This window comes from Pedobacter sp. 10L46_2 (assembly GCF_056395165.1).
On the sequence record NZ_JBFTIZ010000064.1, the window covers coordinates 1 to 986 of the forward strand.

A 986-nucleotide genomic window follows, 5' to 3' on the forward strand; every position below is an offset into this window, starting at 1 on the left:
GTATAAAAAGAGTGAGGCTAGTTTTTGGACGGCAGAAGAAATTGATCTTTCTGATGACCAGAAACATTGGGATAACCTAAATGACGGGGAGAGACATTTTATTTCTCATATTTTGGCTTTCTTCTCTGCAAGTGATGGTATTGTAAACGAAAACCTTGCAGTAAATTTTATGAGTGAAGTTCAGTTGCCTGAAGCACGTTGCTTTTACGGGTTCCAGATCATGATGGAAAACATCCACTCAGAAACATATGCATTGTTAATTGATACTTATATAAAAGATCCTGATGAAAAGGATAGGTTGTTCCACGCAATAGAGACTGTTCCCTGTGTTAAGAGAAAAGCGGAATGGGCATTACGCTGGATAGAAGGTGGTAATTTTGCTGAACGTTTGGTAGCTTTTGCAGCTGTTGAGGGTATTTTCTTTAGCGGAAGTTTCTGCTCTATATTCTGGTTAAAGAAACGAGGGTTAATGCCAGGTTTAACATTCAGTAATGAGCTGATCTCCAGAGATGAGGGTTCACATTGCGAATTTGCTTGTTTGTTGTATGGTATGCTTAAGAATAAGCTTACTGAAGAACAAGTTCACGGTATCATTAAGGATGCTGTAGAAATAGAAAAAGAATTTATTACAGATGCCTTACCTGTGGCACTGATTGGAATGAATGCAAAGCTAATGTCGCAGTACATTGAGTTTGTTGCAGACAGATGGGTGCAAGAGCTTGGTTATACTAAAATCTATAATGCAACCAACCCATTTGATTTTATGGAGATGATATCACTACAAGGTAAAACGAATTTCTTTGAAAAAAGAGTTGGTGATTACCAGAAAAGTGGTGTATTAACCTCTACAGAAGATAAAGCTGCGGCTTTCTCTTTAGACGATGATTTTTAAAACTTATCGGGTTAGGCGATAAGTAATATAAATAAATAATTAATTCGGTGCCGATGCTGGGGTTGCTCATCACAAACCCAATATGCACCATAAA

The 986-nt window shown here is 37.5% G+C and carries 1 protein-coding gene; it reads left to right on the plus strand.

Translation table 11 applies throughout. The features are described from left to right. On the plus strand, positions 1-892 hold an 892-nt coding region (locus tag AC1DDX_RS09205; RefSeq protein WP_477621977.1), incomplete at its 5' end, for a ribonucleotide-diphosphate reductase subunit beta. Positions 893-986: the final 94 nt, after the last annotated feature.